This is a genomic window from Streptomyces sp. NPDC036984, from assembly GCF_055607665.1.
Genome location: NZ_JBVJRL010000032.1, coordinates 29,073 through 54,614, shown reverse-complemented (window position 1 = coordinate 54,614; position 25,542 = coordinate 29,073). Strand labels below are relative to the sequence as shown.

General features: G+C 69.9%; 21 protein-coding genes and 1 pseudogene. 8 read left to right on the top strand and 14 right to left on the bottom strand.

The genetic code is table 11. The features are described 5' to 3' along the window. Positions 1 to 148: 148 nt before the first annotated feature. The 3 genes and pseudogenes from ACZ7DL_RS36080 to ACZ7DL_RS36070 form a co-directional block, all read right to left on the bottom strand. Positions 149 to 319 carry a DUF5670 family protein gene (locus ACZ7DL_RS36080; RefSeq protein ID WP_199209256.1) on the bottom strand — a complete coding sequence of 57 codons (171 nt, stop codon included), beginning with the start codon at positions 317 to 319 and terminating at the stop codon, positions 149 to 151. Between the two features lie 763 nt (positions 320 to 1,082). After that, positions 1,083 to 1,680: pseudogene (locus tag ACZ7DL_RS36075) on the bottom strand (DDE-type integrase/transposase/recombinase); the annotation flags it as partial. A 92-nt stretch (positions 1,681 to 1,772) separates the two neighbouring features. Beyond that, the gene (locus ACZ7DL_RS36070) at positions 1,773 to 2,864 is read right to left on the bottom strand and encodes a GlxA family transcriptional regulator (protein WP_470780878.1); all 1,092 of its coding nucleotides are present in this window, start codon (positions 2,862 to 2,864) and stop codon (positions 1,773 to 1,775) included. A gap of 141 nt (positions 2,865 to 3,005) precedes the next feature. Here ACZ7DL_RS36070 and ACZ7DL_RS36065 point away from each other — a divergent pair, with 141 nt between their 5' ends. Then, the gene (locus ACZ7DL_RS36065) at positions 3,006 to 3,836 is read left to right on the top strand and encodes a dienelactone hydrolase family protein (protein ID WP_470780876.1); all 831 of its coding nucleotides are present in this window, start codon (positions 3,006 to 3,008) and stop codon (positions 3,834 to 3,836) included. A 454-nt stretch (positions 3,837 to 4,290) separates the two neighbouring features. Here ACZ7DL_RS36065 and ACZ7DL_RS36060 read toward each other — a convergent pair whose 3' ends face one another. Next, positions 4,291 to 4,941, bottom strand: a complete 651-nt coding sequence (locus ACZ7DL_RS36060) for a CatB-related O-acetyltransferase (protein ID WP_470780874.1) — start codon at positions 4,939 to 4,941, stop codon at positions 4,291 to 4,293. Positions 4,942 to 4,982: 41 nt separating this feature from the next. On the opposite strand from ACZ7DL_RS36060, the gene ACZ7DL_RS36055 reads away from it, so the two are divergent. Continuing rightward, the gene (locus tag ACZ7DL_RS36055; protein WP_470780872.1) at positions 4,983 to 5,645 is read left to right on the top strand and encodes a helix-turn-helix transcriptional regulator; all 663 of its coding nucleotides are present in this window, start codon (positions 4,983 to 4,985) and stop codon (positions 5,643 to 5,645) included. 355 nt (positions 5,646 to 6,000) lie between these two features. Here the strand turns inward: ACZ7DL_RS36055 and ACZ7DL_RS36050 are convergent, their stop codons facing one another. The 6 genes from ACZ7DL_RS36050 to ACZ7DL_RS36025 all read right to left on the bottom strand — a co-directional run bounded on the left by ACZ7DL_RS36050 (position 6,001) and on the right by ACZ7DL_RS36025 (position 14,022). Beyond that, on the bottom strand, positions 6,001 to 6,984 hold the full coding sequence (locus ACZ7DL_RS36050) for a hypothetical protein (RefSeq protein WP_470780871.1): 984 nt from the start codon (positions 6,982 to 6,984) through the stop codon (positions 6,001 to 6,003). A 48-nt stretch (positions 6,985 to 7,032) separates the two neighbouring features. Next, the gene (locus ACZ7DL_RS36045) at positions 7,033 to 8,196 is read right to left on the bottom strand and encodes a hypothetical protein (RefSeq protein WP_470780869.1); all 1,164 of its coding nucleotides are present in this window, start codon (positions 8,194 to 8,196) and stop codon (positions 7,033 to 7,035) included. Further along, positions 8,193 to 9,230: a hypothetical protein gene (locus ACZ7DL_RS36040; protein ID WP_470780868.1), complete on the bottom strand. Its 1,038-nt coding sequence runs from the start codon at positions 9,228 to 9,230 to the stop codon at positions 8,193 to 8,195. The genes ACZ7DL_RS36045 and ACZ7DL_RS36040 overlap by 4 nt, the downstream gene beginning before the upstream one ends. Before the next feature lie 47 nt (positions 9,231 to 9,277). Then, complete coding sequence (locus ACZ7DL_RS36035; protein ID WP_470780866.1) at positions 9,278 to 10,513, bottom strand: hypothetical protein; 1,236 nt, start codon at positions 10,511 to 10,513, stop codon at positions 9,278 to 9,280. Between the two features lie 500 nt (positions 10,514 to 11,013). Next, a complete protein-coding gene (locus ACZ7DL_RS36030; RefSeq protein WP_470780864.1) occupies positions 11,014 to 11,793 on the bottom strand; it encodes a hypothetical protein in 780 nt (259 codons plus the stop codon). Between the two features lie 642 nt (positions 11,794 to 12,435). Then, complete coding sequence (locus ACZ7DL_RS36025) at positions 12,436 to 14,022, bottom strand: oxidoreductase (RefSeq protein WP_470780862.1); 1,587 nt, start codon at positions 14,020 to 14,022, stop codon at positions 12,436 to 12,438. Positions 14,023 to 14,349: 327 nt separating this feature from the next. On the opposite strand from ACZ7DL_RS36025, the gene ACZ7DL_RS36020 reads away from it, so the two are divergent. Both ACZ7DL_RS36020 and ACZ7DL_RS36015 read left to right on the top strand, forming a co-directional pair. Then, positions 14,350 to 15,333, top strand: a complete 984-nt coding sequence (locus ACZ7DL_RS36020; protein WP_470780860.1) for an alpha/beta fold hydrolase — start codon at positions 14,350 to 14,352, stop codon at positions 15,331 to 15,333. A gap of 31 nt (positions 15,334 to 15,364) precedes the next feature. Next, positions 15,365 to 16,204: a lantibiotic dehydratase C-terminal domain-containing protein gene (locus ACZ7DL_RS36015; protein ID WP_470780858.1), complete on the top strand. Its 840-nt coding sequence runs from the start codon at positions 15,365 to 15,367 to the stop codon at positions 16,202 to 16,204. Positions 16,205 to 17,458: 1,254 nt separating this feature from the next. Here ACZ7DL_RS36015 and ACZ7DL_RS36010 read toward each other — a convergent pair. After that, positions 17,459 to 17,902 carry a MarR family winged helix-turn-helix transcriptional regulator gene (locus ACZ7DL_RS36010; protein ID WP_470780856.1) on the bottom strand — a complete coding sequence of 148 codons (444 nt, stop codon included), beginning with the start codon at positions 17,900 to 17,902 and terminating at the stop codon, positions 17,459 to 17,461. A gap of 88 nt (positions 17,903 to 17,990) precedes the next feature. Between ACZ7DL_RS36010 and ACZ7DL_RS36005 the strand changes: the two genes are divergently transcribed. Genes ACZ7DL_RS36005 through ACZ7DL_RS35995 form a run of 3 tightly spaced genes read left to right on the top strand, consistent with a single transcriptional unit; the run spans position 17,991 to position 19,447 of the window. Then, complete coding sequence (locus tag ACZ7DL_RS36005; RefSeq protein ID WP_470780855.1) at positions 17,991 to 18,548, top strand: quercetin 2,3-dioxygenase; 558 nt, start codon at positions 17,991 to 17,993, stop codon at positions 18,546 to 18,548. Beyond that, the gene (locus tag ACZ7DL_RS36000; protein WP_470780853.1) at positions 18,545 to 18,814 is read left to right on the top strand and encodes a hypothetical protein; all 270 of its coding nucleotides are present in this window, start codon (positions 18,545 to 18,547) and stop codon (positions 18,812 to 18,814) included. Before ACZ7DL_RS36005 ends, ACZ7DL_RS36000 begins: the two co-directional genes overlap by 4 nt. 21 nt (positions 18,815 to 18,835) lie before the next feature. Next, the gene (locus ACZ7DL_RS35995; protein WP_470780938.1) at positions 18,836 to 19,447 is read left to right on the top strand and encodes an alpha/beta hydrolase fold domain-containing protein; all 612 of its coding nucleotides are present in this window, start codon (positions 18,836 to 18,838) and stop codon (positions 19,445 to 19,447) included. Positions 19,448 to 19,485: 38 nt separating this feature from the next. Here ACZ7DL_RS35995 and ACZ7DL_RS35990 read toward each other — a convergent pair whose 3' ends face one another. The 3 genes from ACZ7DL_RS35990 to ACZ7DL_RS35980 all read right to left on the bottom strand — a co-directional run bounded on the left by ACZ7DL_RS35990 (position 19,486) and on the right by ACZ7DL_RS35980 (position 24,116). Beyond that, complete coding sequence (locus tag ACZ7DL_RS35990; protein WP_470780851.1) at positions 19,486 to 21,021, bottom strand: patatin-like phospholipase family protein; 1,536 nt, start codon at positions 21,019 to 21,021, stop codon at positions 19,486 to 19,488. Between the two features lie 7 nt (positions 21,022 to 21,028). Further along, positions 21,029 to 22,732 carry a GMC oxidoreductase gene (locus ACZ7DL_RS35985; RefSeq protein ID WP_470780849.1) on the bottom strand — a complete coding sequence of 568 codons (1,704 nt, stop codon included), beginning with the start codon at positions 22,730 to 22,732 and terminating at the stop codon, positions 21,029 to 21,031. Positions 22,733 to 23,426: 694 nt separating this feature from the next. Beyond that, complete coding sequence (locus ACZ7DL_RS35980) at positions 23,427 to 24,116, bottom strand: esterase/lipase family protein (RefSeq protein ID WP_470780847.1); 690 nt, start codon at positions 24,114 to 24,116, stop codon at positions 23,427 to 23,429. Positions 24,117 to 24,646: 530 nt separating this feature from the next. Here ACZ7DL_RS35980 and ACZ7DL_RS35975 point away from each other — a divergent pair. Beyond that, a complete protein-coding gene (locus ACZ7DL_RS35975; protein ID WP_470780845.1) occupies positions 24,647 to 25,417 on the top strand; it encodes a class I SAM-dependent methyltransferase in 771 nt (256 codons plus the stop codon). Positions 25,418 to 25,542: the final 125 nt, after the last annotated feature.

Below are 25,542 nucleotides of genomic sequence, written 5' to 3'. Positions count from 1 at the left end.
CGTACCCTGCGGTGCGTCCGATACGCCCGATCTCTTCCCCTCGCATCCGTTGACATGTGGTCTCACGCAAGTGGGGTCCGGCCGTACCCGGCCGGACCCCGCTTCCGCTTTCGCGCGAGGCGTACGCCTCGTGTTCAGGCGCCTTCGTCTACCAGCGGTACCAGCGCCCCTTGCGCCCACCACTGCCCGCGGGCCTGACGACGAAGCCGAGCAGCCACACAACCAGCACGATCACCGCGATCCACCACAGTGCCTTCAATGCGAAACCCGCACCGAAGAGGATCAGAGCCAGCAGAAGAACCAGAAGCAGGGGAACCATTGTTATCAACCTCCTGGCCACCGAATGCCCTTACTTCAGCCCTACAAGCACACAAAATATGAGTTACTTCTGCAGGATGAGGGGCATGCGCAGAGGGGCGTGCGCGCCGTGCGTGGTTCCCCCTCCCTCGCATCTCATGCACCGCAGTTGCACGTATCGGATCACTCGATGAGCGCTCGCACCTCGGGTTTACCGGCACCGTAAGGGGTCATGCGCACGCGCACGTCAGTGCCCTCGGTCCGCAAGGAGGCCGCGGCGCCGAACCACCCGGTCGGCCACTGCGGCAGCCCGCTCCACTTGAGCGGCAGTACCGCCTACGCGGGGTCAGGGGGCATGGCTCGGGTCGAGATACAGGTGCGTGCGAAGGTGCGAAGCGGCTCGCGCAGCCGCGACTCAAGCACGTACGGGTGGTGGTTGCGGGGGTAGACCGAGAAGCTGTCGTCCTGCTGCTTCTCGAGGTCGCCCCACCGGCTTCGACCAGGGCCGGTATGCCCGCGGGAACGAAGCCGAGCGCACCGCCAGCGCACTCAAGGGGGTTCCGCGCCGTGGCCACCCGTTACGACGAGGCAGCATGCGTATTCCACGGCACGGTCACCTCGCAGCGATCCGGCTATGACTGCGAGGATGACCCGCCGGACAGTACCCAGTAGGTTTCTCGCCCCGCCCGATCCCCGGGGGCCGGGCAGGACTGTCCACATGGAAAAGCGGGACACCGTCGCGCAGGAGCTGCTGCGCCGCCGCGACGCCGCCGTCCCCAGGTGTCTTGACCCGCAGGGTTGTTCAGGCGGGTGATGGGTTGCTGGCCTCCGAGTGCGGTGCGGCATCCGTGATGGTTGTAGCTGTCCAGCGCGGCCGTGCGCTCGATGTGGCTGGTGTAGGGGTGGACGTAGGCCCATTCGTCGAGCAGCGTGCGGTTGAACCGTTCGGCCTTGCCGTTGGTCTGCGGCCGGTAGATGCGGGTCAGCTTGCCGGTCGCGCCGGGGTCGGCCAAGGCCTGCTGCCAGGCGAGGTCTTGCGGCAGGGCCAGGCGTTGTCGGTCAGGACCCGTTCGATGCGGTCGAGCCGCAGGTGGCAAAGAAGGCAGCGGCTCGGCGCAGGAAGGCGGCGCAGGTGGCGGCCTTCTCATCGCTGTGGAGCTCACCGTAGGCAAGGCGGGAGTGGTCGTCGACGGCGGACTGGACGTAGTCGACACCCGTCCCGCCGCGGGTGGCCCGGCCCGCTTGACGTCCCCCACTTGTGCGCCGCGGTCCGGGATATACCCATCTCGGCTGCGACATGGGCGACGGGACGGCCGGAACGGTCACGTTCAGCCCGCAGCCGCCTGCCGGGTGAACGGTCAGCCGGGCGTTACGGTGGGACACGAAGACCTCCGTGCGGTGCAGTCCTAGACAGCTCCACCTCACCGGAGGTCTTCGTCATGATCAAGCCCAACCGGCGTCGACAACGCTCGTGATCAATGCACCTTGACGCCGGCGTCCGGGGCGGACGCCCGAGCCGTGCGGCGGAAGGCGGCGCGGTAGGCACTCGGGCGCCGGCCGGTGTGACGGGCGAAGAGGACGGCGAAAGTGCCGGGGTCCCGGTAGCCGACGGCCGCTGCGACGGCGGCGACGGTGTGGTCGGTGGTCTCCAGAAGATGGCGGGCGCGGCGGACCCGGGAGGCCTGCAGATGGGCCAGCGGGCTGCGGCCGGTCTCTTCGGCGAAGCGGCGCAGCAGCGTGCGGGTGCTGACCCGGAAGGCGTCCGCGAGCTCGGCGAGGTCGTACCGCTCGGCGAGGTTCTGGTCGAGCCGCCGCATCACCCGCTGGGAGAACGTCTGGCCGGGCTGCGGGAGGAGCCGCGGGTCGACGTACGGCATCTGCGAGGTCCGCGCGTCGTCGACGAGCGCCACCCGTGCGGTGGTGCGGGCCACCCGGGCGCCGTTGTGCCGGCGGATCAGGTCCAGCGCGAAGTCGTACATGGCGCTGAAGGCTGCCGTGGTCGTCACCCCCGTGTCGGTGACGACCAGGTGCTCGGGCCGCACGTCGGCGTCCGGGCAGCGCCTGGCCAGTTCGCCTGCGTGCAGCCAGGAGGTGGTGGCCCGGCGCCGGTCAAGGAGACCGGCCTCGGCGAGCAGGAACGCGCCGACGCACAGAGAGACGACGGCGGTACCTGCGGCGGACTGCGCGCGGATCGCCGCAACCTCGGGGGCGAGCCGGGCGAGCCGCGCGTCGAGGTCCGTGCCCGGGCGCAGTTCGAAGCCGGGGACCACGAGGACGTCGACCTCGCGCAAGGGACGCACGCCCAGGCTCGCGCCGCCAGAGGCGGTGACCCGGCGGCGGGGCGAGACGACCGACACCCGGTAGCCGGGCGCGTCCGGTCCGGCGACATGCCCGGCCATCGTCAACAGGTCGGGGACACCGAACACTTCGGACGCGAAGCAGCCCGGGTACGCCAGGACCCCGACCTGCAGCGCACCCGACCCGGCGCCCGCGCCCGCGCCCGCACCCGCACCCGCACCCGCACCCGCACTCGCGCCGCCCTCCACCTGCCGCGCCGCCTTTGCCATCGCTCCCCTGCCCCCTGACGTCCCCGGCCGCGGGGCCGCCGTCCGCGTACCGCTCGCCTCCCTCGCGTGTGGCGAGATTACCCCTGGCTTCGGCGATCCCGCCCCTCGCCCGGCGACCGGCCCCGGCACCAGGCTGGCCTCATGAGCAACGACGATCCGATCACCGACTTCTCCCGCCGGAGTGTGGCCGTGGAAGGGGTGGAGAAGACGGTGTACGTGGCCGGGGCCGGGCCCGCGGTCGTGGTGCTGCCGGAGATGCCGGGCATCAGTCCCGACGTCCTGCGGCTCGCGCGCTGGGTGCGGGACGCCGGCTTCACCGTGCATGTGCCCTCCCTGTTCGGGACGGACGGCGCCTTCCCCACCGTCGAGGGCGGCCGCGAGGTCGTGCGCCGCGCCTGTGTCAGCGCGGAGTTCCGCGCCTTCGCCGGAGGCGGCACCAGCCCGGTGACCATCTGGCTGCGCGGCCTGGCCCGCCAGGCCCACACCGCCTGCGGTGGGCCGGGGGTGGGTGCGATCGGCCTGTGCTTCACCGGCAACTTCGCCCTCACCATGGCCCTGGAGCCGGCCGTGATCGCCCCGGTGGTCAACCACCCGTCGCTACCGCTCGACGACCCCGGCGCACTCGAACTCGACGCGGCCGACGCGCGCGCGGTGCGCGACCGGCTCCACCGCGACAAACTCACCGTCCTCGCCTACCGCTTCGAGGGCGACCGCTGGTGCACGGGGCAGCGCTTCGCCGCCTACCGCGCGCTGCTCGGCGACGCCTTCGACGGGCGCGTCCTCGTCGACAGCGCCGCCAACCCGGCCCCGCCCCCCTTCTTCGCCGACCTGGTCGGCACCCCGCACAGCGTCGTCACCGCCCACCTCGTCGACGAGGCCGGCCACCCCACACTCCAAGCCCGCGACGAAATCCTCGCCTTCCTCACCGACCGCCTGCACCCACACGGAAACCCACCACTGCCCACCACCTGACCGCGCCCTGATCCGCCGGACACCATTACCACGCCACCGTCACCCGTCGCCTGCCCCGGCCCGGCACCATGCCCGCCACCGCTGCCGGCGAGGACCCGGGAACGGCCGACTCCTCCGCCCGCGGCACCGCCGGTGAGCTGGTCCTGGCCCTGTACGGCCGTACTCCGGTGGACTCTCTGAAGCTCGACGACGACCGACGTCTCGTCGACCTGCTCGTGGCCTGGGGCCCGGATGAGCAGGACGTGACAAGGCGCCACCTGCTACACCTGGCCGACGGGACACAACTGCTCAGTTCCGCCAGGTCTGTCGGAGCGCCGGCCCCGCCCCAGGCCGACATGCATGTCCGTGACTCCCGCCGCGCTCCGCGGGCAGTGCGACGCAGTTTCCGTCGACCGCCGTCAGGAGGTGTCCCGGCCACGCCGATGCGACCGCATGGCAACTTCCCGCGCGCCCGTCACCTGTCGGGGATTTCCGGGACCGCGGCCTCCAGGTCGGCGATGCTGCCCGACATGATCGTGCGGAGGTGCTCGGTGATGTGCTCCGCGGGCCAGTCCCACCAGGCCACGGCCAGCAGGCGGGCGATGTCCTGGTCGTTGTAGCGCGTGTGGATGAGGCGGGCCGGGTTGCCGCCGACGATGCCGTAGTCGGGTACGTCGCCGGTGACCACGGCGCCGGTGGCGATGATCGCGCCGTGGCCGATTCGTACACCGGGCATGATCGTCGTGCCGTGGCCGAACCAGACGTCGTTGCCGACGACGGTGTCCCCTCGGCTGGGCAGTCCGGTGAGGAGGTCGAAGTGGTCGGCCCAGGAGCCGCCCATCGTGGGGAAGGGGAAGGTCGAGGGGCCGTCCATACGGTGGTTGGCGCCGTTCATGATGAACCGCACACCCGTTCCCAGCGCGCAGAACTTGCCGATGATCAGCTTTTCCGGACCGTAGTGGTAGAGGACGTTGCGTGTCTCGAACCCGGTCGGATCATCCGGGTCGTCGTAGTACGAGTACTCCCCGATCTCGATCAGCGGGGACTTCACCAGTGGCTTCAGCAGCACCACCCGAGGCTGCTCGGGCATCGGATGCAGGATCGTGGGATCGGCGGGAACAGGCATGGCGAGCGATTCCTCGGCGGTTGCGTGTCGGTGACCCGCCCATGATCGCGTCACTGGGCCGTCCCGGACACGGATTTACCACCCGCAGACGCCTGCTGCCCGCCCGTGTTGCCCGGGTTCCCAAGACCCGACCCGAAACGGGCATCCTGCTGGCCCTGGCCCAGGCCTCCCGCGCCCGCACGACCGTCGGCATCCGCCACCGGTCCTGGCGCCAGGAGTACACCGAACGCGACATCGACCCCTACGGCGTGGTCTTCCACACCGGCCGCTGGTACGTCGTCGGCCACGACCACCTACGCGACTACCTGCGGACCTTCCGCATCGACCGCATCGCCTCCCTCACCCCACGTACCCACCACTTCACGCCCCCCGACGGCTTCGACCCCGTCGCCCACCTGACCTCGACCCTGGCCCAGGTGCCCTACCGCTGGCAGGTCGAGGTGACCATCCATGGCCCTCTCGAGGAGATCGGCCGCCGGCTGCCGGGCTCAGCGGTGACCCTCACCGCCCAACCCACCGGCGTCCTCATGCGCGCACGGGCAGAAAGACTGGACGGCATGGCACATCTGCTCGCCTCCCTGGAATGGCCCTTCACCATCCACCACCCCGACGAACTGCGCCAAGCCCTCAAAAACCTGGCCGACCAGCTCACCACAGCCGCCCAACGGGAACCGGGTGACCTACCGCGGCACACAGACCCGTAGTTCGGACAAGCTGCTCGTCCCCCACCGCGCGTCCTCGACTCCCGCCCCGCCGTACTGCTCTCCACCGGCCGGCGAGGCGGTGCGGAGCCCGCCGAGGACGAAGGCACCAACGGCCTCGTCCCCGGAGTCCGACGGTGCCAAGTCCAGGCTGTGGACCGCTCGGCCCCGGTGCTGCCGATGAGGACCCGAAGCTCTTCGTCCGGACGAAGGACGCCGACGAGATCGTCCGACGGCTCGCCTCACGCCTTGATCGAATTCCGGGCCCAGGACACCAGCGCGCAACCGCCCCTTGCTACCCCGAGCGAGGGGCGGCCTGGAACACGCACGCCTCCGCAGGAGACCGCCTGTGGTCCGCTCACTCCTTGGCGGGCCGGTCGTGCCTGGCCTTTGGCGTCAGTTTCTTCTTCTTCGTCTTCTCGAGCTGCTCGACCTCCCAGGGCCCGGAGACGACCGCCGGGGCCTCGCCGGAGATCACGGAGGCGAGGGGCTGGCCGTTCTCGTCGTAGACGGTCGCGACGTCGGTCAGTTGCCAGAAGAGGTTGAGCTCCGGGTGCTCGCTCAGGTTCACGTAGGTGCTGGAGACGAAGGAGGTCGACTGGGTGGACACGGTGAGTTGCTGGGTGGTGGTGGAGGACTCGCTCAGGGAAGCGGAGACGGAGGCGCTGAAGGGGCCCCAGCCGGCGCTGGCGCTCACGCCGACGGAGGCGTTGGTGGTGTCGGACTCCGAACTGCTGTCCTGCTTGCCCTGGGTGACGGTGTAGCTGACGGTCCGGCTCTCGCCGGGGGCGAGGCTGTACGACTCCCCCGTGCAGTGCCAGAACTGTTCCCGGGTGACGGCCACGCCGAGTCCGACCTGGTCGTCCCCCGGTGTGGTCACCGGAGTCCGGGTCGTGGCGCCGTGCTGGACGAGACCGGTGGCCACCAGGACGCTGGGGCCGTCCTGCGGGATGAGCATGTCGGCCGTGGGCTTGGGGATCGGTCCGATGTTGTTGGGGTCCAGCAGGTCGGATCCGGAGAAGGTCATGGTGCTCTTCCCCGGCAGGTTCTGCAGGACGGCGGCGAAGGCGCCGGAGTAGTGGGACTTGGCCAGCCAGTAGCCGTCGGCCCAGCAGTCGCCGCTGATCACGATGTTGCCGCCGTTGGGTTCCAGTACGAGCCCGGGCAGACCCGCGGTCCAGATCCCGTTGACGAACCCGCACAGGTCGCCGGACTGGTCGAGGTAGAAGAGATCCAGGGGGATCGATAGGTCGTTGAAGACGAGGATCTCGGCCCTGGACTCCTTGGGGGGCGAGGCCAGGGTCCCGTCGAGGGCCGCCTGGTAGGTGTCGTTCATTCGCATGGTGAGCTCCGATCACCGGCCGCGCATCCACGTGCGGGGCGGGGTCCGTCAGAATTCGGGCTCGTCGGTGAGGTAATAGACGCGCGGGCCGCGCTCGGTGTGCACGAGGGCCAGAGGACCTTGGGTGGCCACCTTGGCGGCGGCCGGAAGGCCCAGATCGGCGGTCAGGTCCCACCACTGCCGGCCCGTCTGCGGCCCTCGCCACAGGGAGAGGTGATTGTCCTCGTCCACATAGGACACCCAGGGGCGGCCGTCGCCGGCCACCCCGGACGCCACGGAGCTGTTGGCGGCCACCACCGGATAGGTTCCGTACTGGGTCGTGTGGATCTCCTGGCTGGACCAGCCGTCGGCCCAACTCGCCCAGAACGGTTCGGATGCCTGGTTCCACAGTGCGACGCCTGCCAAGGTTTCCGAACCCACCGCGGCCGCCAGCGGGCTCCCGTCCTTGGGCTGTCTTACGCTCAGCTTGCAGAGGTTCTGCCACTTCCATCCGCCGTCGTCCCCGAAACCCACCACCTCGATGAGGTTGTCCTGCCGGTCCGCGTAGTAGATGCGCCGGCGGTCGGTGTCCCAGCCCACGGCGGACAACCCGCTGATCGGGGATGCGGTGGGGAGGCTCGCGTACTTGGTGAGATCGGTGAGCCTCCCCGTCACCCCTTGTTCCTCCACCTCGGTGATGTGGTTGACGCTGTCGAAGTAGTAGACGAAACGGCCTCGGCCGTTCTGCAGCGCGGTCAGTGGGCTGCGCTCCGGGACCTTGGGGAGCTTGGGGTTGGCGCCCCAGGTCCAGCCGCCGCTGAACTTCATGATGATGAGCTGACCGGTCTCGTCCACGTAGGAGAGCGCCATCGTCCCGGACCGCATCCCGCCGGTGGCCAGCGGGCTGTTCCACGCGGCCACGGGCGTGCCCTCGCCGCTGGTGAAGTTGCGGTAGGCCCAGCCGTTTCCGTTGGTCCCCAGTTCACCGACGGCGCCGTCGGTGTTCGCGTAGTAGACCCGCCGACTGTCCGACCCCCATGCGGTGGCGGCGAAGCCGCCGGTCAGGGAGGGGAAGGGGGCGGGTTTGCGGATGCCGGGGCCCACTTCCGTCCCGGCGGCGACGTTGAGGTTGGTCCACTGGAACGAGCCGTCCGGTTCCCGTGCCACCTCGATGACCGCCGTGTAGCCTCCGCCCGGAGTCACGCCCGTGGGGCGGGCGCCCGCTGTCGTCATGATCTCCTCCGGCTGCTGGTGGGTGAACCCGTGCCCCGAACGCGGCTCTGGGTTCCGCGCTGCGAGAGCGTCGGCCGGGGCGGTTCGGCTGCCGGCCGTACGGAGACGAGCTCGGGCACGTCCGGTTCGTCGACGCGCTGGGCGAACGTGCCGGGCTTCCCGGTGTCCAGTTCGTCAACGTCGACGGGTCCCCAGACGACCGTCGGGCCCTTGGCGGAGACGACCGACGACAGCGGTGTCCCCGTGCCGTCGAACACGGTGAGGACGTCCGTGAGCTGCCAGAACAGGCACATCCGCCCGTGGCAGGTGTCGTTGGTGTACTGGTTCGAGGTGAAGCTCGTCGTCTGGGTGGACACGGTGACCTGCTGGGTCCTGGTCGAGGACTTGCTCAGCGAGGCGTTGACGGAGGCGCTGAACGGGCCCCAGCCGGCGCTGGCGCTCGCGCTGACCGATGCCGTCACCGTCTTGGTGTCCGACGAGCTCTCCTGCATCCCCTGCGTCTGGGTGTAGTTGACGGTCTTCTCCTCGCCCGCCGCGAGGCTGTACGACTCCGGCAGGCGCTGCCAGAACTGCTCACGGGTGACGGAGTTCCCGTTCGGCAGCACCCCCGCCCCCACCAGGATCCTCGGCCCGTTCGTCGGGATGATCACGGAGCTGGTGGGCACGGGAGTCTCCCCGATGTCATCCGGATCCAGCAGGTCACGGCCCGTGAGGGTCACGGCGGCGTTGTCCTCGGTGGCTCGCCAGACCGCCGCGAAGGCGCCCGAGTATCCGGCTTTGGCGACGAAGTAGTAGGAGCGGTCGATGTTCGTCCAGGTCGCGGTCGCTCCGGGGTTCAGGACCTGGCCCCGGTGGCCGGGGGTGAATCTCTGGGTCCGCGGGTTGAGGCCGTACAGCAGGCCGTCGAGGCCGACCCAGTACACCAGCAGGTGCACCGGGGTGCCGTTGGTGACCGTCATGTTGGTACGGCTGCCCTTGTTCACGGATATGAGCGTGCCGCTCACGGCGTCCTGGTAGGTGTCGTTCATGCGCATGGGTGGCTCCTTCGCGCATACGGCCGGCCGGCGGCCCGCGGCGCCCACTACTCCTCGCTGGTGTAGTAGACGCGCGGGCCGCTGGTGCGGATGGCGGCGAACGGGCTGGGCACGCCGGTGGCGACGTCGGGGAGGTCCAGCTCGGCGCCCAGGTTGCGGGAGGTCCACCGGTCCCCGGCTCCCCGCAGTTCGATCAGGTTGTGGTCGCCCTCGCCCGGGCCGTCGGCCAGGTCGGGGGCGCCCAGGTAGAACACCTCGGCTGCCGAGCGGTCGGCGCCCGGCACGGCGGCCAGGGCGCTGCCGCCAGCCGCCGCGGGAGCGCCCGCGCCGTCATCGGCGTCCGCGCCGGCACGGTTGACCTCCCACCCGCGACCGTTGAACTCCACCGCGACCACCATCCGGTCGGCGTCCAGGTAGTAGAGCTGCGGATGGTCGTCGGCGGTGAGCACGACCGCCGGCTGGCTGCCCGCCACCGCGGCCGGGGCCCCGTACGCGGACAGGCGGCGCAGCTGCCACGCCACGCCGCCCTCGGGCTTCTTCTTCGTGCCCGCGATGACCGTGTGCTCCAGCTGGACGGGGCGGTCGCCCTCGTCGAGGAAGTACACGAGGCGGGAGTCGGTCCCGTACCCGACGGCGGTGAGCCGGCTGAGCGAGGAGGGGGTCGGGCACCCCTCGATGCCGGAGGTCACGTCGCAGACCGACCAGCCCTCCTCCCCGAGCCAGGACGCCTCGACCAAGTGGCCCCCCGCGTCCAGGTAGTAGGCGTACTCGCCCTGCTCGGTGGTGACGGCGGCCAGCGGGCTGATCGGGGAACCGCGCGGGGCGTCGGTGCACACGCTGTACGTCCACTCCCGTCCCCGTTCCGCCAGCCGTACCGGGCGCCGGCCGTCCTCGCCCCGGCCGTCGTCGAGGTAGTAGACCCGCAGGCCCCCGATCCGGCCCGTCACCGCCACCGCGCTGCCCACGTCGGCGGTCGGGGCTCCGGTCTCCCTCGTGAAGACGCGGTACCCCGCCCAGTGACCGTCCGGCGACGACGGGTCGTACGCCGCGCCGACCAGGCTGCGGTCCTGCTCCTGGTAGTAGACCCGTCGCTGGTCCTCGCCGGATCCCGCGGCCGCCAGGCCGCTGCCCGCGATCGCCACCGGACTGATCTGCCGCCACCCCGGCCCGGCACCGGACTCCGGGGAATCGGCCGACCGCCCCGCGGAGAAGTTGATATCCGAGTACCCCCACTTCCCGTCCTGCTGCGCCACCTCGATGATGCTGTAGACCTTCTCGGCCATCGTTCCCCCGTCCCTTCCGTCCGTCCCCCGTCCCTTCCATCCGCCGGGCGCGGCCACAAAAGCGACAGCGACCCACGGCCCCGGACACTCCTTGCCCCCGTCCCGTCCCCGGAGTTCGGACCGGTGGCACCACCGCTGTCCTCCCCTCCACGGTGAACCCATGCGGCAGCCGTCGCATCCGGAACGGGGGTCCCGATCAGCAGGGTGGCGCGGGTAGTTGACGATTCCACAGAGACTCCCCCGCCGGACGGCAGTGCTCCCGCGCCGAGATGCGGGAGACCGCCCATGGTGGGCAGATGGATCGGGGGACCCACAAACCCCTCGCCACACCCGAGGCCGGCCTGCATCCGGTCCACCGCAACGGTCCGGCGCGGACATCGCCCCCACCACAAGGCCGTCTTCCGGCACAAGGCCCCTCGGCTCGACAGATTTTCTGCCTCCGGCCCCCTCAGCGGATAGACAACAGCCTCTTACGGGCCTGCGAGTTCTCATCGACGAGCCTATTGCGGCATCTGGCGCAGCCTGGTCGCCGCCTGATTGAGTGCGGTGACGCTGACCTGAGGCAGGCCTGCGGCCGCCAAAACATCCGCGATTTGATCAATAGTGTCCGGGATTTCCGTATTGCGAGGGCGCCGCTCGATCTGCACTTTCGCTATCTCGTACTGATCCACTCGCCCCAGTATGAAATTGGCTACACCCTGACCCGAGGTGGTGATGCCCAGCAGAGGGGCTGAATAGGCCCCGTTGCTGGGCTCGGTAGTCCGAAGGAAACGCAGGATCACATTCAGCTCGATCCAGTATGCGTACCCCTCGCTCTGGTTACCCGGATCCGCCGCCCCCAACACCGCGTGGCCCATCTCGTGCAAGAAGACCATCGCAGACTCAAAGTTGACATCAGCGTCCTGAAGGTGGTCCAACCATTGCTGTTTCACCCTCAGCAGAACCGTCGGAAGACTGTATTGCGCCGGTGGCCCCGGCGTAAAGATCACGTACTGCGGCGCCGGATACTCAAGAGGGGGACCCGGGTTGGATGAATTATGGTTGTCAATTGAGGCTTGCCCGAGTCGCGCCGCCATCTGGCCGCGGTTGGTAACCGGAAGATAAATGGCAGGATTACCCGAAGCCAGGAGACCGGTCTGGAAGTCCGGATTGAAGTAGAGAATCTTCACACCCCCCACGTCTGCGGCTTTCGGATAGAACACGTTGGCGGCTTGAGCGTTCTGGACAAACCAATCCTTGAGCCGTGAGAACCGATCGGTGATCATCTGCGGAAGAGGCATTTCCCCACCTCGTATGGCGACTTCTGTGGGCCGAGGATCACCCGGAGGCATGTCGTCTTGTACCGGATGACGCTGACGACAACTCGCCCCGGTCCGCCGGGCAGGCGATGGTTGATCAGGGCGGCGACGGATCGACGGCGTCCTCAATCCATCTACCCACCATGGACGATCTCCCGCAATCCAGGAGCGGGAGTACTGGCGTCCGGCGCGGGAGTCTCTGGTGGAGTCGTCAATCACCCGCGCGGACCGGCCAGTCAGGGGCTCGGTTCAGCTGCGACGACGCAGAAGACGTACTCGACCCTCGTGATGGCGATCCTCGAAAACGGATCCGTCCGCAGTTCCGTGGAACCCCTGGCGCGGTTCAGCGGCTCTATCGGCGTCCTGGTGGTGGAGGCGGTGTCGACCGCTCGTCCGGATCGTCGCGTGCACCCGCCATCGCTACGAGCACATCCACCGCATGCCGGAGAAACGCCGGACGACAGCTCGCTCGCCCGCCGGCTGCACGTGTGCCATGTACGGCCGAGCCTCGTTCCAACTGCTCAGGGCTCGAATCTTCACGCAGCCGTGGCCTTCACGAATCGCCGACAGAGCCGTCTCCTGGTTTTCGTGAAGGCCGGAGTCACATCGTGGCTGGTGGGTTCGTCACTGGCGGCTGATTGCCCGTGAGATGCCGGCGGTGACGGTCGTGGCGAGAATCCAGCCGGCTGCGGTCAACCCGTAAGCGAGCCATTGCCCCATGCCTCGTGGTGCGAAAGCCGTCTCCTGTCCGAAGGTGATGATGGGGACCAACAGGTCGAGGGTGTAGAAGACCGCGTTGAACGGCGGTGCCTTTCCGGCTTCGAGCGGTGCCGGGTGATGTGTGCCGAAGAAGATCGCCCCGCAGGCCAGGAGAGCCAGGAGCCAGAGGCCGGCGCGCAGAGGCCGGTAGCCGTAGCCGACGGTCACGTCCTGGATGTGGCCCCAGGCCCGGCTGTGCGGGGGGAGCGTGGCGCGCCGATGGCGCTGTTTGGCCAGCAGCACGGTGCGTGCTTCATCCTCGTGTCCCAGCCGTCGGTACGCGGCTGCGAGCTGTTCGTAGGGCTGCGGAAGATAGCCGTCGGTGCCGCGCCGGAGCCAGTCGACCCGTTCAGTGGCCGACAGGGGGTGTGCGAGGGCGTCGTAGGTGGCCTCGGCCAGCCGGAGGTCGGCGGGCCACGTGTCAGGGGCGTCGTACAGGGTGCCCAGCTGAGCATTGCGTGCGTCGACGGTGCCGTCGATCGGTCGCTGGGTTCGCAGATCGGTCTCCCGGGCCTGGGTGAGCCTCAGCGACAGGGCGGTGCCGTCGGGATGTGTGAGCGTGGCATCGCGGAAACTGAGCTGCGTACCGATGTGGCTGCCGTCGAGCTTGATGCCGCCCACGACGGCGAGCCCCTGGCCGAGGTCGAAGTTGCGGGCGACGCTGACATCGACGGCCTCCAACGCGACGCCGCCGGCGTTGTTCAGCAGGGCGCCGCAGAAGCCGATCGCTGCCGAGACCGTGGCACCGGACAGGATGATCCGCCCCTCGGCCCTGAAGCGCGGGTGGAAGGTGAAGTCCTCGGTGATGTGGACGTGGTAGGCGTCCAGCGCGTGACCGCCGGGGTTGCTCAGGAAGGCGCCCTCCAGGTCGAACTCTCCGTCGATGGAGCCACCGGATATGCGGAAGGCTCCCTGGACAGCCAGGTCGGTGCACAGCGTGTCACCGCCGACGGCCACATGGACGGCGGATATCGCCTCGCTCCCGGGTGCCGTGATCACAGCGTCGCGGAGGTCCAGGTCGCCGTTGATCCGAGCGCGGTTCAGTACGAGGGGTCCGGTCAGCCGGCAGCGGGACAGTACCAGTCGGCCGTCGATCTGGGCCGTGTCGGCGGCGAGACCTGGCAGGGAGCTTCCGGGCAGGGCCAATTCGCGGATCCTGGCGCCTTGCAGCAGGGGGACTTCGTCGAAGCGGCAATCTGCCAGGACGACCGGCACAGCCACCTCGGCGAACCGCAGATCCAGGGCGCCCGTGATGTGGGCACCGGTGAGACGCAGTGCCGGGCGGTCGCCCGGGGCGGGATCGGCGCCGGCACCCAGCAGCAACGCCGCGATGACATCGGCCCGTACTGCGCATCCCGCCGATGACGTGCCGTCGCGGACATCGACGGCAGTTCCCTGCGCGAAGGAGTCCCACAGCCGACGCTCAGCAGCATCGAGTTCATCGAGGTGCATGATCGATGATCATCCCGGTGGGGCCCTCCCAGGACAAGACCTGACCCCGATCTCGCGGACGAGGCAGCCGTGGGCACGCCGGCGCGGGACACGGCCCTTCACACGACAGCGGCCAGAGCTTGAAAGTCCCCGGCCCCGGTTGGCTGCTGTGGGCAACCAGTGACGGGCTGGAGTCCGCCCGGTGTTGCTGAATTGGCAACAGACGTCGCGTACTTCCAGCTGTCTGCTGGATGATCGCTGGTGCTGCCCTTGACGGAACTGATCTGAGCTCAGTCTGGACTCGTCGTCCGTACCGGACGACGCACGACGCGCCAGGAGGAACGATCCATGCCTCAGACGACCGCCGCTGACCGCGTCCACCGTCTGGTTTCCTCGCCGGCCGGTCGAACACACGTGGTCGAGCGGGGCAGCGGGCCACTTGTCCTGCTCGTGCACGGGTTCCCGGAGTGCTGGTACGCCTGGCGTCACCAGCTGCCCGTACTGGCCGCCGCGGGCTACCGGGCAGTGGCCATCGATGTCCGCGGCTACGGGCGCTCCTCCAGGCCCGAAGCGGTGGACGCGTACCGGATGCTCGACCTGGTGGAGGACAACGTCGCCGTGGTGGAGGCCCTCGGCGAGCGGTCCGCGGTGATCGTCGGGCACGACTGGGGCGCGGCCATCGCCGCGGCCTCCGCCCTCGTCCGGCCCGATGTGTTCCGCGCGGTCGGACTGCTGAGCGTGCCCTACACGCCGCCCGGCGGCCCCAGGCCCAGCGAGGTCTTCGCGCAGATGGGCGGCACCGAGGAGTTCTACGTCTCCTACTTCCAGCAGCCCGGCCGGGCCGAAGCGGAGATCGAGCCCGACGTCCGAGGCTGGCTCGCGGGCTTCTACGCCGCCCTGTCCGCCGACACCATGCCCGCGCCCGGCGCCCCGGACCCGCACTTCGTCAGCCGTGACGGCAGGCTGCGTGACCGCTTCCCCGCCGGCCGGCTCCCGGCCTGGCTCAGCGAACACGACCTCGACGTCTGCGCCGGGGAGTTCGAACGCACCGGCATGACGGGCGCGCTGAACCGCTACCGGAACATGGACCGCGACTGGGAGGACCTGGCCGACTTCCACGGAGCCCCCCTCACCCAGCCGTCGCTGTTCCTCGGTGGCAGTCTGGATGCCTCCACCACCTGGCTGGCCGACGCCATCACGGCGTACCCCACGACCCTGCCCGGCCTCGCCGCCTCGCACATCCTCGACGGCTGCGGCCACTTCATCCAGCAGGAACGCCCCCTGGAGACCAACCGGATCCTGACCGACTGGCTCGCCTCTCTCGCCCTGTGACACCACCTACGAGGCGGCACGTCGCACCTTTGTGACGGCGGGACTGTCCGCGCTGCGCGACGACGTACCGGAGACAGGCTGGGTGCAGTTCAGCCTCGCGCCGGGCCCGTCGTCCTGGACGCGGACGTACCGCGTGCTCGGCGGCACCGCCCGCGGGCTGCTCGCCGCCGGCCGAGTGCGTTCCTTCTTCTTCATGCACAAACCGCCGGGGCTGCGCATCCGCTTCGAGGTATCGGCACCGGGATACGGCGACGTACTGCGCAAGGAGCTGCTCGGCCGGTTCGGTCAGCCGGACGGGCACGTGGGTCCGCCGCTGTGCGGGGTGTACGAGCCGGGAACGTATCTGTTCGGCGGTCCGCGGTCGATGCGGTACGTGCACGAGCTGTTCACCGTGGATTCGCCGGCCTGGCTCGACCATCACGTCGGCCGGGGCGAGGGCGGTGAGCCCGCGCGGCCGGTGGCCGACTGGCGGGGCTCCCTCGTGCTGCTGAGCGATCTGCTCAAGGGCCTGGGCGTCGTCAGATGGGAGCATCGCGGGGTCTGGCAGGTGGTGCGGGACGAGTCCGGGCGCAGGCTGGAGGGCTCGGCGCTGGACGACGACGCCCGCCGTGCCGCCGCCGGTATCGCCGAGTCCTGGCGCGCCGGGCGTGAGGGCCTGCTCGCACCCGTGCCGCCGGAGCGGCGCGCGGTGGTGGAAGCACACGGGGACGCCGTTTTTCCGGGCCGCCGAGCGGTGGCGCACCGGGTACTTCGAGTCCGGGGACGCACTGGTCGGGCCCCGCCGCGCCGCCGCCCACCACGCCGTCTTCCACTGGAACCGGGGCCTGCTCTCGCTGGCCCGGCAGAGCCTGCTCGCCCATGCCCTCGCTGATGACGGGGGGTGCTGAGATGAGCGGGGTCTCGCGGCTGGGCGGCACAGCGCTGCTGCGCGTGGGCGGCGGCCGGCAACCCGGAGCTGTTCGCCCGGGTCGCCGCATACGCCCGGCACGAGGATCGGCGCGCCGGACGCGCTCGTGCTCTGGCCGAACGGCTGGGCACCACGGTCGTACCGCATCCGGATCCGACGTCCGCCGACCGCCACGCCCGGCACCACAGCCGACACCAGAGGCGGAGGCGGGAGCGGAGGCACCCGCAGGCGCGCCCCATGCCTAGGGGGCAACGGCGTGCGGGTGGCGTGGTGGACGAAAAGCAGCCGCTGCCCGTCGGCCTCGGCGACGACCTGGTGGCCCTCCCGCCGCAGGGTGATGCGCTCCAGCCGCAGATGGCGGGCAGCCGATCCGGCCGGCCCCTGGTACGGCGCCGAGTCCGGGTCGCCGGTCCACCACCCGGTGACGACGGGCCGTCGTACGGCGTTGGCGGCACGCTCGGCCGGCGGTGGCACCAGCAGCTCCACGAACCGGGCTCCCGACAGCCGCTCCACGGCCGCGAGGAAGGCCCGGTAACCGTCCGGGTTCGGGTAGGTGCCGTACAGGGTGTGCAGCGCGTCGGCGAACCGGGCGTCCAGCACGCCCGCGGGCGAAGCGGTCTCCAGCACCGCCAGTGGCCCGGGGCCCGCGAGCGGACGCAGGAGGCAGTCCGGGGGCCAGGCGCGAGGCCGTCCGGGCCGGTGGTGCGCCGAGGGCATCCAGCAGACCGTCGTCCAGATCCACCTGCTCGTCACCGGCGTGCGCGGCCAGGTGGGCCGGCAGTCCTGCGCCGCTACGCCGGCTGGCATCGCGCCGAGACCCTGGGCTCCGGGTACGCCGGGCCTGCGGCGGGCGCGGCGGACCGGGAGTCGTCGGGCAGATGCCGCGCGAGGATCTCGCCGAGCGGGCGGCCTTTTTCGTCGAGCTGTTCCAACTCCGGCGGCAGCGGCCGTCCGTCAGGCGCGGCGGACCGGTCGGCGTCCCGCAGCCAGGCCACCCGCGCGGCGATGCCCAGGGCCCGCTGGACTTGCTCGGCTGCGGCTGCGGGGACCGACGTGGTGACGGTTCGGTACGAGTCGGTGAACCATCGGCGGAGCGGCCGGCCCGCTGTGCGCCCTGCTCACCGCGGCCCACGGCGCCTCACGGGCCTGGCTGCCCTGCCTGGGGTTGCGCTGAACGGCGGCTGAACGCCGCGGGTTCGGATCGCCGCGGCAGTGGCCTCATACGGAGTCCGGCAAGGGCGGCTGCCCCCAGGGCTCTTCGAGCGCCGCGCGGAGGGCGTCGACGCGCTCCCGGCCGATCCGTTCGGCGAGCTGTTCCTCCAGCCGGTCGAGGATGAGGACAGCCTGGTGGTGGGCGCGTTGCCCTTCCCGGCTGCGCCGGATCAGCCGCCGCCGTGCGGAGGCGGGGTCGGGGACCTGTTCGAGGAATCCGGCGGCGATCAGGCCGTGCACGGCCTGGTGCGCGGTCTGGCGGGTCACGCCCATGCGCCGCGCCAGTTCGGACACCGTGGTGCCGTGGTCGTCCAGGACGGCGAAGAGCTGGACCTGAGTGGGCGAGACCGGTGCGGCCCCGGCTGCTTCCAGGGCTGCCAGCAGCCCATCGTCGAACCAGCGCCGGGCGTCGCTGAGCAGCTGGGGGAGGTTGCGGTGAGTGGACTGCATCTGTTCCTCGCGATCGGCTTGCCTGCTCACACCCTCTCATGTCAGGCTACCTGACATTATTGAGGTCGGTCCAAGGAGGAACGAGCCCATGACCATCGAGTACGCCACCCGCTACCGGCGGGCCTCACACATCCCCGCCGAGCCGGGAAAGCCGTATTTCATCGAGAAGGGCGAAGGAGACCGCGCCCACCTCTTCGGCGACCTGATCACCATCTACGCGGGTGGCGAGCAGACCGAGAACACCTTCAACTTCTTCACCGTCGAAGGCCCCAAGGGCGACCTCATCCCGGCCCACCTCCACCCGGAAACCCACGAGGTCTTCTACGTCACCCACGGTGCGGTCCGCCTGTTCGTCGAGGACGCGGAAGGCAACCAGCAGGAGAAACTGCTCACCCCCGGCGACTTCGGATTCGTGCCCAAGAACTGCCCGCACGCCTACCGCATGGAGCGCCACCACAGCCAGGTCGTCGGCGTGGCGGCCGGCCCCGGCGGCACCTTCGAGCGGTTCTTCGAGACCCTCGGTGCTCCCGCCGAACAGCTCGGCCTGCCCACCGAGCCGGTCGTCCCCGAACCGGGAAAGTTCGCGACCGTCCCCCAGCAGTACGACGTGCGCTTCCTGCCCGAGCACCAGTGGCGCACCCGGTGACGGCGACCGAACCCTCGGTGCGGGAGCTGATCGTCGCGCCCCACCCCGACCGTGCTGTGCTGCCACCCGCCGACCTGCGGCAGCCGGGCGTCCGCGAACTGCGCGGCGTGCCCTACGGCCTCGTCGAAGGCAGCCGCCCGCTGGAACTCGACCTGTGGCTGCCGCAGACCGACCCGGCACACCCCGCCCCGCTGGTGCTGTTCGTACACGGCGGCGCCTGGCGCCGGGGACGCCGCGACGACATGGGCCCACGCACCCGCTCCTGAACGCCGGGGCCGTTCGCACGCATTGCGGCCGCCGGCTTCGCCGTCGCCTGCATCGACTACCGCCTCAGCGGCGAAGCCACCTTCCCCGCCCCACTCGACGACCTGCGCGCGGCCCTGCGCCGGCTCACCCTGCGCGCTCCCGAACTCGCCATCGACACCCGACGGACCGTTGTGTGGGGCGAATCCGCGGGCGGGCACCTCGCATCCCTGCTGGCCCTGACCCACACCACCCCGCCCCTGGCCGCAGCCGTGATCTGGTACGCACCCGGCGACCTGACCACTCCACGCGGATGCTTCAGCCCCGAAGACGCCGCCGGCCCCGAAGCGCTCCTGCTCGGCGCAGCCCCGGCGACCGTCCCCGAGCAGGCCCGCGCCGCCAGCCCGGTGGCCCGGGCCCACCCCGGCGCACCACCCTTCCTCCTCGTCCACGGCGCCCAGGAAACCCTGGTCGACCACTCCCACGGCCAAGCCCTCGCCACAGCCCTCCACAACGCCGGATCACCGGTCGAACTATGGACGGTCGACGGCGCCGACCACGGCTGGCACCAGCTCACTGACGCCCAGGTCGAGGACATCTTCTCCCGCTCCCTGTCCTTCGCCGAACGCCAGGTCACCCCGGTGCTGCATGTGTGACCGGCACTGTTTGTGCGACCGGCGCTCCTTGTGTGCCGTCAGACCGGTGACCAGCCGAGCGCGCCCTGGAAGTACACGTCCCAGAGGCGGCCGGCGAAGAACTGACCGAACCTCCCCAGCCCGGCCAGCCGGCCACGGGTCGTGTCCGCCCGCAGCCGGAAGCTCGCGAGCTCGCGGATGAAGTCCGGCAGCCGAAGGCGCACGACTCCGGTGGCCACGACCTCGGCGTCCGCCTCCTCGCCGGCCGGCACCATGCCGCGCAGGATCCGGATGTACAAGGTCGTGGTGTCGGCCCACAGCCCGTGGCCGGAGTCCTCGTCCACGGTCTTGCAGCCGCTCAGCGTGAGCGGGTTTCCGGCCCTGTCGGTGAAGAACAGGCGGTAGCGCATGCGCAGATGCTCCGGGTCACCCTCCTCCACGAAGAGGTGCAAACTGCCCGATTCCACGTCGCGCCGGCCGCCCAGCGCCTCGCAGTGGATCTGCCCTGTGATCGTCGCCCGGTGCTCGGGGTGGACGAGGAAACGGTCCAGCTCGTCGATGTGAACGGTCAGACGCACCGACAGTTCCTCCTGGCCCGGCCCGCCGTTGCGTAGCGCACGGGGGCCGGGCCCCCCGGAACCGAAGGCGATCGCACCGGTCATCCGTTCGCCGAACCGCAGACGGCCGCCGCCGGCGGCCGGGCACGGCAGCGGGGCGGACAGCGGTATCCCCTGCTCCTCGCACCAGGCCCGGGCCCTGTGCACCCCGAGTTCCACGGCCTGCCGGAAGCGGTCCCGGCTGAAGTTGATCAGATAGTTGAGCGGGACCTCGCACTGCAGCATCCTGACGGTGATCGGGCGGCCGAACTCGCCCCGGCCGCCCTCGCGGATGGCGGCGTTGTTGGCATCGATCCGCCGCTGCCACTCCAGCAGCCGGCTGTTGGCCACCGTCTCGATGATCTGGAAGTAGTGCGCCACGAAACCGTCGTGCCAGCGACGCCGCTGACTGACCGTCCAGATGATCCACAGCTCGTCGCAGCCCCGGCGGATCGCCTCACCGATGTTCGCGTCGGTGACGTAGACGGGGTCGATGTAGACCCTGCCGTCGATGGCGACCGGCGGGAACCACATCGGCAGCGACACGGCGGCGGCGAGCAGGTCCTCGTCCATCTGGTCGGCGGTCAGCACCTCCAGCTCGTTGCGGGAGAAATCGTAGAGGTTGAAGGTGGCGACCCGGTCGGTCGCCCGGATCTTCTCCCAGTCGAGCCCCCAGCCGCGAAAGACGTTCCGCCGGTAACCGTCGAGCGTGAACAGCGAAGAAGCGTACGGGCCCTTCAGGTACTGCGGCCAGTTGGGAGTGACCCCCTTCAGTGGGCGCATCTCCCGCCAGTTGTCGGCCATCTGACGCCCGCTCATGCCCTGGCAGTACATGGCCAGGTTGAACGTGCCCCCGCTCGCGCCGTCCGCGTGATCGAACCGCAGGCCCGCCTCGTCGAGCCAGACCTGGAGCACACCTGCCTGGAAGGCGACCTTGACCCCGCCTCCGGCGAGGATCAGCGCCCGACGGGTGTCATCGGTGCCATGGCCGTCCGTCATACGTCCGTCACCGCCTTTCCCGGGGTCGTCGCTTCCCTCTGTCGAAATCCTCGATGACGGCGTCGGCCGCACGGTCGGCGAGAGCCGCGATGGTGAGCGAGGGATTGGCACCCACCGGGCCGGGCATGACCGACCCATCGACGATCGACAAACCCGGACAGCCGTACACCTGCCCGTAGGAATCGACCACGCCCTCGTGCCAGTTGCGGCCCATCGGGGCCCCGCCGAGCGGGTGCACGGTGATGAGCCGGTTGAGATACGACAGGGGGTCCGAGGAGTAGTAACCGCCCAACGCCGAGGACAGTTCGCGCATGGTCCCGTTCATCCGGTGGAAATAGGCGTCCGAGGCGGCGGTGTCACAGTCCAGATCCAGGTATCCGTCCCGTAGCCGCATCCGTCCGGTCGGCACGTCCCGCCCCATGCCGAGGAGCGGCAGCGACGTGGCCGTGAACAGCCCCTTGCTCATGGCTCCGGACAACTGACGTCCGACCTCGCTTCTGGGGCTGCGGGTCAGTTGGGACCAGCCTCTGCGCAGCAGGAAGCGCAGCACGTGTTTCGAGGCGGTGAGGGCGTTCTGCTCCACCAACCAGTTGATGAAGTCCGGGTATCCCGCGTCCTCGATGAAGAACCCGCGTCCGGTACCGCCGTCGAGCTGGTCCGGCGAGCGCATCGCGCTGGTGATGACCGGACCGAAACTGGGATTCAGCAGGCGGGGCGTCTCCTTGCCACCGTGTCGTTCCCGGGCCTTGAAGACGAACCCCAGGAAGTCGCCGTTGCCCGAGAAGTGGGTTCCGAGTGCGGGGCTGAGGTCCGGGAGCCGGCTCCGGTTCCGCAACAGCAGATAGGGAGTGCCGAGCGCCCCGGCCGCGAGAATCAGCCGGTGTGCCCCTACCACGTGCGGCACGGCCGTGTCCCGTTCCCCCTCCGTCTGGTCCAGTTGCCGGTCGAGACACGAGATGACGAACCCGTCGGACGTGGGTGTGAAGGACTTCACCTCACAACCGGTGCGGAGCACGGCTCCGTGCTCTTGTTCGGCGGTGCTGAGGTACGTGAGGTCCAGGGTGTTCTTACTGCCGAAATTGCACCCGAGATCGCACTCGCCGACGAGCCGGCACGTGTAGCGCGGAACTCCGTACCGATTCTCCTCGCCGCCGGCAATGGGCACGCCGGGCACCGGCTTCTCTTCCGGATTACCGAAGGTGACGGCCAGGTGGGGGAGATCCCAGTCCAGGCCCAGCCGCTGCGCCGCGTCCTGCATCGCCAGGGTCTTCGGCGTGCTCCGGTAGGGCTCGTGGTCGGTGGGGTACCTTTGCACCCCCATCGTCTTCTCGACCCGCTCGTAGTGCGAGACCAGTTCCTTGTAACTGATCGGCCAGTACTCACCGGATCCCGCCAAGGTGTCGTCCTGGGGGAACCAGTTCTCGGGTTTGCGCAGCAGGACGTTGGCGTAGATCAGCGAACCGCCACCGAGTCCGCTGCAGACGACGGCGTCGAGTTGCGAGAAGCTCCACACGTCGAACATGCCGTACAGCCCGTGGTCCGGGGCCCAGAAGTTCGACGCGGTCGCGTGCGGCCCGCGGGGAAATCTGCCCGGCTCGTACGCCCTGCCGCGTTCCAGCAGGCAGACACGCTTGTGTGCTTGCGCCAATCGTGCCGTCATGACCGAGCCGCCGAAACCCGACCCGATCACCACGGCGTCGAAGAATTCCATGCCGACTGCCTCCGAGAAGCGTCAAGCCCCTACGCAGGACAGGCAAACGTTCATGTCTTCTCATTGTGACGCAGCCGGTCACGAGGCGCATGCCGAGCATTTTCGTGAGTGCCGCACCGGCCTCCCGGCCGTCGCCGCACTTCCGCAGGACAGCGGAAATCGACATGCAGGTCCTGGCGTCACTGCGACCTGACGAAGCACTACTGGCGAAAAGCCGCCCTCACGATCACAGGGGAGGGTGGGCTTGGCCGGCGGGAGCGGCACCGCCGGCCCATGACGGCCTGCACGGGAATTGCGCCAACGGCCCTGAAATCGACGCGACTCTCGTGGTCACGGCGGGACCCGGGACCACCGGCCGGTCACGCGCCCCGAGCAGCAGGCATTGGAGAAACCGACATGCACCGAGCATTCACGCTGTCCGTCGCCACGCTCGCGAGCAGCACCCTGCTCCTCGCCGTACCCCTGACCGTCGCGGCCTCGGCTCGGGCACCCGGCCCACAGCCGACACCGTCCTTCACGGTGGGCGAGACGATCCCGGACAACGAGGACACGGGCAGGCCGGTGACCGAAGTCTGCAAGCCCCGGTCACAGTCGGGACCGACTCCGCCCGACCGCCGGACGGCTCCGGTGCCGGCAGAGGCCGCGGTGCGCGGCCCGTGGTGGCCGCGGCCTCTGCCGGCCGGTCGAGAGGGGATCAGCGGTTGATCATGTCCCGCGTCTGGGCGTAGACCGTTGCGTCCGTCAGCAGGCCCGTGTGACTGATGCAGGCGGTCTGGGTGTTGGCCGCGCCGGACAGGGCGACGGAACTGTCCGGGTTGATCACCGTGTCGCAGGGCGACCACCAGGTGGCGTACCGGGGTGTACCCGGTGTCTCGTCGCCGGAGTTGAGGGCGGCGAGGAAGCCGGAGCCGATCCGCATCTCGGTGCAGGAGGCGTCGAAACAGCTGTTGGCGCTGTCGGTGCCGTGGTTCGGTCCTCCCAACGACACCCAGGCGTCAACCTTGGAGGTGCCGCCGAGGTTCTTCAGGTAGTAGCGCGAGGAGAGTCCTCCCATGGAGTGGCTGACGATGTCGACCTTGGAGGCGCCGGTGGCCGCGAGGAGACGGTCGACCTCGGTGGACAACTGCTGGGCGGTCGTGGCATTCGACTGGTGCCAGTCGTAGGACCACTGGTCCAGGTACGAGGACGGCCAGCCGTCGGTTCTGAAGCGGTCCGCCATGGTGTTCCAGTTGCCGGCGTCACCGGTGTAGCCGTGCACGAACAGGACAGGATTGCTGGTCGAGTTGAAGGTGGAGCTGCTCGACGCGTGGGCGGGAAGGGACGCCTGCACGACGAGAAGGGCGCCGGCCACGGCTGCGGCTGCGCTCACGAGGGTTTTCTTCACGAGGGACTCCCGGGTGGGGTGCGGGACAGCGCTCGACGGCGCGTTCGGGGAGGGGACGGCGCTGGGGCGGCGTTTCCCGGGTCACGGGAGCTGTGCCTACGGACGTGCGACGGCATGCCGAAGGGCCGTTCACCGTGGTCGCACGAGGGGAGAAGACACCGGTGTCGTTGAGGGTGACGTGAGGGTACTGACCGGTAGGTATCGTTGGTCAAGAGGCGTGCGCGCGGAATTTGTCGGCGCAACCAATGCTGCGGCGTGGCAGGTGCAACGCGGTGATCCTCCAGCTCCTCACGGGACGGGCCGGACTGTCCCGCGCCGACAGCCCACTCGGCCCGCCGGAGCGGCGTCCCCACCGATGGAGGGGCGTACGCCGTGCCGTTCGGGTCCGCTCCGGTGCGCCCCGTCCTCACCGCCCGCCGCAGGCGTGCCACTCACCGGTCGGAGAAGCTGCCGTGCCACTGTGGCGTCGCCGACGGATACCGGTGGCATGCCGGGCGGCCATGCCACCTCGCGCGAAAGGAGCGTGGGACGTGGAGCTGCGGAAGGCTGCGCAGGCGGGCGTCGCAGGTTCGGACGACGACGCTTACCGAGAAGCTTTCGACCGGTTCCTTTCCGGAACGGACGAGAAGCCCACCACCCACGCGTACCTGCGCGAGGTGGTGGACAGGCTGTCCGCTCGACGGGTGTTCCTGGACGTCGGCGCCGCCGACGGCTCGACGACGCGGCATCTCGCGCCCTACTTCGCGCGCACTGTGTGTATCGAGCCGAGCGAGCCGATGCGGCGTGCGCTGGTGCGGGCCTGCCCGCAGGCCGAGGTGGTGGCCGCCCCGGTCTGCGAGGCCCAGGTGGACGCCCAGGCCGATCTGGCCCTGCTGTCCCACGTGCTGTACTACATTCCGCGTACGGAGTGGGCGGCGACGATGGCACGCATCATGGAGTGGGTGGCGCCGGGCGGGATTCTGCTCGTGGTGTTGCAGGATCCCGACAACGCCTGCATGCGCATGGTGCGTCACTTCACCGGCCGCCATTTCGATGTGCGGGAACTCGTCGGCGAACTGGAAGCCCTCCGGCCCGGCCTGGTCGGCCGCACCGAGCTGGACCTGCTTCCCGCCCGTTACCGCGGGCGCGACCTGGAGGAGACCGTCACGGTCGCCGGCTTCCACCTCAGCCTTCCCGGCGCCCCTCCCCCGCCCCGCGAGGCGGTCGAGGCGTACGTGCGGCGGCACTTCGGCAACGGCGACGGTTCGTACGCGTTCCGCCACGACCAGCATGTGCTGCGCGTCGAACGACCGGCACCGTGAGCACTCGCCCACCTCGGCGAAGTGACGGGCGAGGGCGGGGCTTGAGTGACCGGGTGCCGCATCAGGCAGCCGCGGCGGCCTGTGTCGGCTCAGGCGACCGGGCGTCGCTTGGCGAGCCAGTCGAC